At 35.2% G+C, this 10,539-nt stretch carries 4 protein-coding genes; 1 reads left to right on the forward strand and 3 read right to left on the reverse strand.

Features of this window, described 5'->3' with window-relative positions:
- On the reverse strand, nt 1-3,747 hold a 3,747-nt coding region (locus GMA06_RS07745; protein ID WP_163562237.1), incomplete at its 3' end, for a DUF1542 domain-containing protein.
- Nucleotides 3,748-4,064: 317 nt separating this feature from the next.
- Here GMA06_RS07745 and GMA06_RS07750 point away from each other — a divergent pair.
- Nucleotides 4,065-5,024: an IS30 family transposase gene (locus GMA06_RS07750; protein WP_163562238.1), complete on the forward strand. Its 960-nt coding sequence runs from the start codon at nt 4,065-4,067 to the stop codon at nt 5,022-5,024.
- A 108-nt stretch (nt 5,025-5,132) separates the two neighbouring features.
- Here GMA06_RS07750 and GMA06_RS07755 read toward each other — a convergent pair whose 3' ends face one another.
- Complete coding sequence (locus GMA06_RS07755) at nt 5,133-8,555, reverse strand: SHIRT domain-containing protein (RefSeq protein WP_163562239.1); 3,423 nt, start codon at nt 8,553-8,555, stop codon at nt 5,133-5,135.
- Nucleotides 8,556-8,733: 178 nt separating this feature from the next.
- The coding region (locus tag GMA06_RS07760; protein ID WP_163562240.1) for a DUF1542 domain-containing protein at nt 8,734-10,539 on the reverse strand (1,806 nt) is incomplete at its 5' end.

Raw genomic sequence — 10,539 nt, forward strand, 5'->3', positions numbered from 1 at the left:
TGCTGCTGTTACACCTTCTTTGTCTGTTGCATTACCTACTGCTTCGATCGCTTCAGTTGTAGCTGCATCTACTTCACCCTTAGCTTTGTCTTTTTGTTCGCTGCTTAAGTGTCCATTTTGTTCGATTGCTGCTTTGGCATCTGCTTTTGCTTTTTCTAAATTCCCTACTGCTTCTGCTTTTGCTTTCGCTAACTCGATTTTGCCTAATCCTTCTGTTTGTCCAGCTGTTATTCCTTCGCTATTTGTTGCTTTATTTATTGCATCGATTGCTGCACTTGTCGCATCATCTACTTCTTTTTTAGCTTTTGCTTTCTCTTCTGGACTTAGATTGTCATTTGCTGCTATTGCTGCATTTGCTTCATTTTGGGCTTGGGCTAATGCTGTTACTGCTGCTTGTTTTGATCCTGAATCTGTTGACACTGCGTTTATCGCACTTTCCCCTGCTTGTTTTTTGGAATCTACATCTGCATTTGTTGTTGCTGCTGCTATTTTCGCTTTTGCGTCTTTTGCTGCTGCATCTGTTGCTGCTTTTGCTTCTGCTTTTTCCCCTTCTGTTAGGTTTGAATTGTCAATTGCACTATCTTTTACTCGCTTAGCTTCATCGATCGCTCTTTCTGCCTCTGCTTTTTTAGCTGATGTTTCACTTACTGCTGCTATATTGTTTGCTCCAGTATCGTATGCTCCAGTAATTTCGTTTTCATCAGATATTTTTTCAATCGCTTCTTCTGCAGCTTTTTTAGCTTCTTTTGCTTGGTTTATTGCTTCTACTTTTTCTTCATCAGTTAAGCTTGAGTTGTTGATCGCATTTGTTTTATCAGCTAATTTCTTATCTAGATTTGCTTTTGCTGTTTCTTTTGCTTTTCTTAGGTTTACTTCTGATAGTCCTGCATCTTTTAAGCCAGGTATTGTCGATACATCTGTTGCACTGTTGATGCTGTCTTCTGCTTTCTTAGCTTCTTCTTTTACCTTGTTTTTTAATGCTTCTTTTTGAGAATTATCTAAACCTTGGGCATTATCTATTTCACTATTTGCACTCTCTACTCTTGCTGCTAGGGCTTCGATCGCTTCGGCTTTTGCTTTCGCTAAGTCAACTTTTGGTGTTGCACTAGTTTCTGCTGCTGTTACACCTTCTTTGTCTGTTGCATTACCTACTGCTTCGATCGCTTCAGTTGTAGCTGCATCTACTTCACCCTTAGCTTTGTCTTTTTGTTCGCTGCTTAAGTGTCCATTTTGTTCGATTGCTGCTTTGGCATCTGCTTTTGCTTTTTCTAAATTCCCTACTGCTTCTGCTTTTGCTTTCGCTAACTCGATTTTGCCTAATCCTTCTGTTTGTCCAGCTGTTATTCCTTCGCTATTTGTTGCTTTATTTATTGCATCGATTGCTGCACTTGTCGCATCATCTACTTCTTTTTTAGCTTTTGCTTTCTCTTCTGGACTTAGATTGTCATTTGCTGCTATTGCTGCATTTGCTTCATTTTGGGCTTGGGCTAATGCTGTTACTGCTGCTTGTTTTGCTTTAGGTAATTTCATAGCCTCTATTCCAGCATTTTTCGCTTCATTGACTTTATCTCTAGTTGGCGAATTATTGATTGCTTCTTTAGCTTTTTCTGCTTCTTTTGCTATTTTATCTTTTGCAGCTTGTTTTTCTGATTCTGATAGTGAAGAATTATTTATTTCTTCATCTTGTTTTCTTTTTTCTTGATCAATTTCTTCTATTGCATTTGGTTTATCTTTTGCTGCTACACGATGCTTCTCATATATTTTTTTATCTGCTTCTGCTTTGATCCTTTTTAGATTTGATATATCATTTGCTCCATCAATTTTGTTTTTTGCATCCTCTGCAGCTAATCTTGTCGCTTCTGCTGCAGCTTGTTTTTCTTCCTCTGTTAGATCATCTCTTCTATTATTAGAATCATCTATTTCTTTTTTTAATTCATCAATTGATTTTTTAGTAGCTTCTTTGTCTAAGATATTTAGGGTTACAGTGATATTTTTTTCAAAACCATCCTTTGTTACAGCTGTTACTTCAAGAGTATTTCCCAGACCATTCAAGTCAGTTATCTTATCAACTTCTTTCCCAGATCCATTTCTCATTCTGTTAATTATGAATGTAGTTGCATCTGCTTGTTCTTTATAAGCAGCCTCATATTTTACTAATTTTAAAAGTTCTTCTTGTAAATCACTCTTGGCTATTAATTTGCTGTTTTTATCTATCGTTACATCTTCTGGTATGTGAAAATACATAAATCTAATTTTCCCACTTCTTGCAAGTGGGTTATCAATTCTATCCTTACTAGTATTTGCTACAATACGTTTGTTGAATCCTCCTGGAGTAGCACTATTTCCATGACCAAATATACTACCTGCTTTAAGATAAAATTCTTTTTTTGCTTTATCATAATGGAATATAGGTTTAGTAGGAGCTAGATTTCCCGTGAATTTTGCTTCTATTCCTGGGTGATCTGATGAATCATCTGCCAGGTAGATAACAGGTGGGTCTCCTGCTTCTACATCAATAAGCTTAACGTCTTTATCAGTTCGAACACCTGCCCACATGATTAATTCAGTAGACTCAGTAGGCGAGCTTGAAAATGTAACTGAAGCTGGATTTGAAGATGGACTCGGTGTTGGTGCTGGTTGTACAGGAGTAGCTTCTTTGTAAACTTTCAGATAAGCACGAGCATAATTTTGTGCAGATCCTATAGGTAGTTGGTTAGATTTAAATCCAGCAATTAACGCAACTTCATCAGCACTTTTTATACTACTATCTACAGTTGCTGTGTAGGTGATTCGATAATCTAAAGTTGTTTCTTCTGTTTCAAATGATAAAATTCCTTTAGTTCTATTTTTGATGCTGTTTATTCTATCTATTTCACTTGGAGTTGTATTCCAACTCTTCTCCATGTGCCAGCCTATTGTATCTCTCCAACGACCTTCAAATCCATCATTTTTATAACCATAACTTACTGTTTTTTCAACATAACTTCTCTTTCCTTTTTCTCGTGATAATCTATGTATAGAAGTTGCCCAATCATTAAGTACATTTCCATCTGAATAAAAATAAGATGAAGTATTTTCTGCCATAGACACGGATGTTACTGTTAGTCCTTCTGGTACAGTAACATAAAATAATGGTTCTTTCCACCAGTCATGTTTTTTATTGATATTTGCTGTTACTCTAACTCTATTTTGTCCACTTCCATTATCTCCAAGCCATTCTACTTTTACATCGATAGAGTCTTTTACTATGTTGCTATCGTTTCCTTCTCTTGAGTTCCATCCATACTCTGTATCACTTATAACTCCTCCATCACGGAATTTATTTCCTTCAATGTTTTTCTTTTGCTTGCTTTTGTAATTTTGGAAGTTTTTAGAAAGCGTCAAAGCTTTTTGTTGTTCAAGCGATAGACTTTCTACTATTTCATCTGTAAGGTTTAATTGTTCAAAATCTTCAACAGTAAGTGCCTTAATTTCTTCTGTTGTCATTTTTTTAAAGTCTTCAAATGTGATATTTTTTGCTTTTTCTTTTGTTTGTTTTTCTGTTTCTGAAGCTGTTTTCTCTTCTGCTGTGGTTGTTTTTGGTTTTTCTACTACGCTGGCATTAGTTGCTTCTGTTGTTAGTTCTGTGTTTTCTACTCCGTGTGCAAATACTTGCGGTGTTATCAAAAGAAAAGATCCTAGGAAAATCGATCCTACTCCTGTCTTAAATTTCCTAATCGAAAATCTGTCTTTTTTCTTATTAAACATTGTTTTTTCTCCTTTTTTATGATGTTGTTTTTTATTTATTCAAAAAATCAGGATTTTTGGAACAAGTGGGGTATAATTAAGAAAAATATAGTTGTTATTTTAAGAATTCTTAAGAAATAAGGATTTTTTGATATGTTTTTATAGAATAGACAGTTAATTATTTGATGTTTTTCATGAATATTAGTAATTCTAAAAGTCCTAGTATTTTGTACAACTTTTTTGATTTGAGTAAATTATATAATTAAGTTAGCCAGTGATACAAAAAAAGCATCTCATAGGATATACTTTTCATAATCACAAAAAAAGGATACCAAGAGATGCAAGAATACTATAACACAAAAGGCAAACATATAACAGAAAAAGAACGTTACTTCATCGAAAAATGGAAAAAAGAAGGTAAAAGCAATAAAGAAATCAGTCGATTATTGGGAAAAAATCACCAAACCATCAATAATGAAATCAAACGTGGACTTATCGATTTATCTTTTCATGGTGGCACTAAAGAATACTCTGCTCAAAAGGCACAAAACGATTATCATCGTTTACGTTTAGCCGTAGGTAGAACAGATACTTCAACGGTAGAAAAAGAAACCATCATCAAAGAAAAAATCATGGATAAATATTCCCCTGAAATGATTAGCCAATTACCTGATATGCCCTCTTGTACAACGATTTACTCATGGGTATACAAAGGGTGGATAAGTGGTATTTCACGTAAACTTTTACTTTATCCTAGAAAACATAAACCGATAAAATTCAATGAAAAACGACCACCAAGAAAGGCTAATGCCCTCTCTATCGAACAGCGACCACAAAAGATTAACGAGAGAAAAGAAATCGGGCATTTTGAAATAGATTTAGTGATTTTAAACAAGAAACGTGGACAACAATTATTGACATTAACAGACAGAAAAACACGATATGAAATCATTCGTCTTATTCCTGATAAAACGGCTCAAAGTGTGAATACCGCTTTGACGTCTATTCAACAAGACTATTTAATCCGCTCTTTAACAGCTGATAGTGGTTCTGAATTTTTAAAATTAGACGAAGCCATCACTTATCCTATTTATTACGCACATCCATTCTCTTCTTATGAACGAGGTAGTAACGAAAATGCAAATCAATTGATTAGACGATGGTTTCCAAAAGGCACAACAACCGTTACTCCTAACGAAGTAACGGCTATTGAACAATGGATAAATCATTATCCACGTAAATTATTTAACTATGTATGTTCTTATGATTTACCTGAGGTGGCTAACTTACTATTGTAATTTGCGACTGTGACTTAAAACAAAAAGATAGTGACGTCACATTTGTTACATCACTACCTTTTATGAGTCATCAACCCTATTTGACATAGAACCTATAATAAAACTACTTTATGGTAGAGAAATAGCTTCCATATATGTATCTATGATTGTTTGTGTTCCTTTACCGTCATTCAAATCATATATAACTTCTAATCTGATTTTATATGGTGTGTTTGCTTCTAAACCTTGAACCTCCACATCATATATATGTTCATCCATTGGTAACTCTTTTACAATAGAATCATCACTTTCTTTAATAATAACAAGTTTTCTACTGATAATACCTTGTCCTTGAATGTCTACAGCAACAGTTAACGAACGATTATCTTCGTCTTTTTCAATATCAACAATACTAATCATTGGTTTTTGTAAACTTGTATCGGTATTCGTATGATTGTTTTGTCGAATCAAGCGAATTACTTTTTCTTCTTTTATTAACGTATAAATATCTGCATCTCCATTACGTTCATTAAACAGGATATGCGATGTGACAGTGTTTAAAGAACCTTTTTGAATCGTCATATATATTTTTTCTTCAGTCACATCAAATTGTACTGGATTGATAAGAACATTTAAGTTCCCTTTTATTTCATTGTCTACATTCACACTTGCTGTCAATGGTAAAACAAATACTCCACCAGATGATACAATATCGCCTACACTCACTTGAGTATTCGATGCTAATTGTACCGCATCTCTAACTGTATCCAATGTCAAGGTGTCTGCCCCTTGGAAATTTTTAGAGAAAAAAACGACTGAGTTGTTTAACTGAATATGTTTTATACGTCCTTTAATATCTAAATTTTCCTGAGTCGTACGATAATTGATGTTTAATTTACTATCCCTTGCATTTGTTGCATCAATATAATTTATTTTATCATTTTCTTGTAATGTTACATTCACTTCTCCAAGGTTTTGATGTTGTTCACTTGATAAACGTATGCCTACAGGATGTCTTTCAGAAGAGTCAATTCTGACATTTCTATCAAGTATTAGTGTTGTTGGTGTCGTTTTATCTCGATAGGTATCTCCAAGAATAATCTCTTTAAAGACAGTACCTGTATAACTATATCCGTCGTTTTGTCTATGCTCTGTTGGTTGTGGAGAGTTTTTAAATATAATATTAGCACCTTTAGTTGCTGGAACAGTCGTACGATGACTACCTACTACTAAAGTAAAGCCATCACTGTTAATCGTCGCACTTGTTCTTGTGACAACATTATCAAAAATCAAATGAGAATCATTCGCATAAATATAAAGTGCGTTGCTACCGTCCGGTGTACTAGAAAGTGTGATATCTTTCAATAATGTGTGTTCTCCTTCAAAGGAATAACTCAAACCTCTACCATAAATCGTATGTCCTCGCCCATCTATTGTGATAGATTTATCAATAGTCAACACTTGATTCGCCATACTTGTTGCTAAATTCACATCACTCAATAGTACAATCGTATCTCCTTCTTTAATTGATGTTAAAGCTTTTTGAAGTGTATTGTACGGACTTTCTTCTGTACCATTTCCTCCCTGTGTTGCATTCGTGTTCACATATAAACGATTTGCTGATTTTGGTGTAAACTGCCATGTCCCAGTAAAAACGGTATTTTGTGTTACGGTGACAGGAATTGTTGGTTCATATCCAACAAATGTCCATACACCCTCATCTGTTGTAATTGTACCATCAATCGCACTTGGACTAAATATTTGTCCATGTGGTACAAGCACTTGATGTGGTTTCAATGCATTCACTTCTACTGGAAGTATTTTCCCCTCCGTAGCAGACCTAAATACATATTGAACTGTATATTGATTTTTTTCAAAATGCCATGTCCCAACAACTTCTGTATCACTTTGAATATGTGTCAGAGATGTAGGAGCATACCCTTTAAATACCCACTTTCCACCTTCTACACGCTTTTCTTGCTCAGTTGGCTGAATAAGTGTCACAGCATTTCCTTTAGGAACTGTTTGTTGACTAGGTGTTAAGGCTATCACACTCTCTGGCAGTACTTCGTCTTGAGTGTCTGATTGAAAACGATACGTTATCGCATATAATTCCGGCACTGGATTTTCCTTAAATGTCCATGTCCCAATAACCGTTACATCAGCTTTATTGACAACTTCACTTGTTTTTGTCCATTCAACAAATGTCCATAACCCATGATGAACCGTATCGACATAATCACTTGTGTCAATCATATCCGTTGTAACTGATGTACCATTCTCCACTTTGGATTGTGTTTTACCATTCAATCTTTCTTTTAAAGATTGTGGTAAGTCAAAAGAACTATTGACATCTTTTTCAAATGCATACTGTATTTTATAAGTGTTAGGAGTAAACTGCCATATTCCCGTAAACACTACATCAGCTTTATTGACTGTCGCAATCGTTTTATCCCAACCTATAAACTGCCATATTCCATCATTGACTATGTCGTTGTAATCTGATGTATCAATCTCTTTTGTTGTCAAGATTGTTTCATTTTTTACTTGTTGTGAGGTATGCAATACTCTCTCTTTAAGAACTTGAGGTAATTCTTTTTCAGCTGTAAATTGATAGGACACATGATACAATATTTCTTTTGGCATATCTTGCGTTGTCGTTACCTTAGTCGTTTCCGTCACTTGACTTGTTGTTACTCTTGTTGTTTCTGAAGTCGTTTCTTTGTTTATTAATTTTGTTGTTTCTTTAGAATTTTCTATTGGCACTACTTTTGAAGATTCCTTTGATACTTCATTTACAGATGTTTCTCGTGTCGTCACGGGTGCTGACTCATCTAGTGTTGTCATGTTTTTTGTAGTTGATATTACTGACAACTCTGATTCTTTATGTGATATAGAAGGAGCTACTTCATCTATATAAATATTCTTACCACTTGAATCCACTGCTGAATGCGTCGCTTCACCTTTGATAAAACCAATATAACGATAACCATTAATATCAACACCTTTAGGTAAAACAGATTGGCTATCCAAAGTCAAAAGTTGATTGTATTTTGCCAATTGCTGACTTTGTACAGCGTATAAAGCTGTATGAGAATATAAAAATGCACTTGCTGCCGTTACAAAAAATAAAGGTATCATCATTTGTTTCGTTTTTCGTTTTCTATCTGACAGTATTATAAATCCACTTGCAAGGCATACCATACCCGATAAACCATAAAATATCATATTTTGTTCTGCTGTATGAGGTAATTTCTCCTGTGAAACACAACGATAAACCATATAATAAACTTGGTTTTCTTCTTGTGAATTCATAGGTAATTCAGCAATGATATGTTGTTTCTCATCAGCTGTTAATTCATCTTCTAAAACATATTGATACGAAACTTTTATTTGTTTGTGACTCTGCTGCTCACTGTTGGCAAAAGCAACTTGATGATTAGAGACAGCTGCCCCACATAAAAAAATACCAACTGCAACAGAAACTGTACCTAGTGTTAACTTTCTAATAGAAAATATTTGTTTTCTAAAACCCCTGTCTATGTTCCTCATATCTACTCCCTCACTTTTTTATTATAAAACTATTTTCGATCTCCTATAGAATATCATAACTAGTATACCTAAGTCAAAATAGTAAACGAGAAGATAACATCGCAATGCTATCTTCCCATTTTTACTTTTCAGTCATATCTATATGACATCAGTAAGCTTGCATTAAAAAATATACCACTTATTCCGTTTCTTCTTCCAATCGTTTTCTTAATGCTGCAATCATTAAACCTAATCCAAATACAGTAGCTCCATAAAATATTGTGTTTTGTTCTGTTGTTCCTGTTTTTGGTAGTTTTTTACTTGAATATGAATCTTTATTAAGTGAACCTGTTCCGAATTTTGTTTCTTCACCATTTATTAATCCATTATTATCGCCTTTATGATTGTTAGACCCATCTGCTACTCCTAGAACTAGATTTGGCTTGTCATACTTAGGAGTATCATTATCAACTTCATATTTACCATATACTATCAAGTCGGTTAATGGTATTTCTACACCATTGACTATTACTTTATTTTCATTAAAAGTAATTGTCGCACCAGGATTTAAACGAAGCAATTCTTCTTTTAATTTATCTTTCACAGACTGATCAATATTAGATAAATCAGGTACTCTGAATTTATTATTTGGTAGTGTAACAGAAATTTCTTTTTCGCCATCTTCTTTTGCTTTGTTGACTTCTTCCACATCTGTTGCAGCGTCAATAGCTGTTTTTGCTTTATCTGCTGCGTCTTGAACTGCTTGTTTTGCTTTGGCTTTTTCTGTTTCTGTTAGGCCTTCTGCTTTATCGATTGCTTCTTCTTTAGCCACTTTGGCATCATCAATCGCTTTTTTCGCATCTTCTTTCGCTTTATCAACTGCTACTTTTACATCTTCTTTTTCTGATGTTACTGGTGAATTTTCAATTTCTTTTTCGCCATCTTCTTTTGCTTTGTTGACTTCTTCCACATCTGTTGCAGCGTCAATAGCTGTTTTTGCTTTATCTGCTGCGTCTTGAACTGCTTGTTTTGCTTTGGCTTTTTCTGTTTCTGTTAGGCCTTCTGCTTTATCGATTGCGGTATCTTTAGCGGCTTTGGCGTCATCAATGGCTTTTTTCGCATCTTCTTTGGCTTTTGGTAAGTCTATCGCTTGTTTACCAGCTTCTTTTTCAGTGTTGACGTCAGCGTCCGTTGTGGCGTTATCGATCGCTTGTTTAGCGGCTTCTTTGGCTTTCTCTACTGCGTCTTTTGCTTTTGTTTTGACGTCTTCTGGTAAGTCAGAGTTGTCGATGGCTTCTTTGGCTTTCTCTGCTGCAGTATCAATGTCTTGTTTAGCGTTTGATTTGATTGCGCCATTTACTTCAGCGTTTACTTTTGGTAGACCCTCTGTTTTTGCCGTATTGACTCCCTCAACATTTGTTGCGGCATCGATGGCTTCTTTTGCCGTATCTGCTGCTTGTTTAGCGGCTTTTTTCGCATCGTCTCTTTCTGTTTCTGTTAATTCTTTGTTGTTGAATTTCTCGTCGATTGCGGTATCTTTAGCGGCTTTGGCGTCATCAATGGCTTTTTTCGCATCTTCTTTGGCTTTTGGTAAGTCTATCGCTTGTTTACCAGCTTCTTTTTCAGTGTTGACGTCAGCGTCCGTTGTGGCGTTATCGATCGCTTGTTTAGCGGCTTCTTTGGCTTTCTCTACTGCGTCTTTTGCTTTTGTTTTGACGTCTTCTGGTAAGTCAGAGTTGTCGATGGCTTCTTTGGCTTTCTCTGCTGCAGTATCAATGTCTTGTTTAGCGTTTGATTTGATTGCGCCATTTACTTCAGCGTTTACTTTTGGTAGACCCTCTGTTTTTGCCGTATTGACTCCCTCAACATTTGTTGCGGCATCGATGGCTTCTTTTGCCGTATCTGCTGCTTGTTTAGCGGCTTTTTTCGCATCGTCTCTTTCTGTTTCTGTTAATTCTTTGTTGTTGAATTTCTCGTCGATTGCGGTATCTTTAGCGGCTTTGGC

The organism is Granulicatella sp. zg-84, assembly GCF_010892375.1.
GTDB lineage: Bacteria > Bacillota > Bacilli > Lactobacillales > Aerococcaceae > WM01.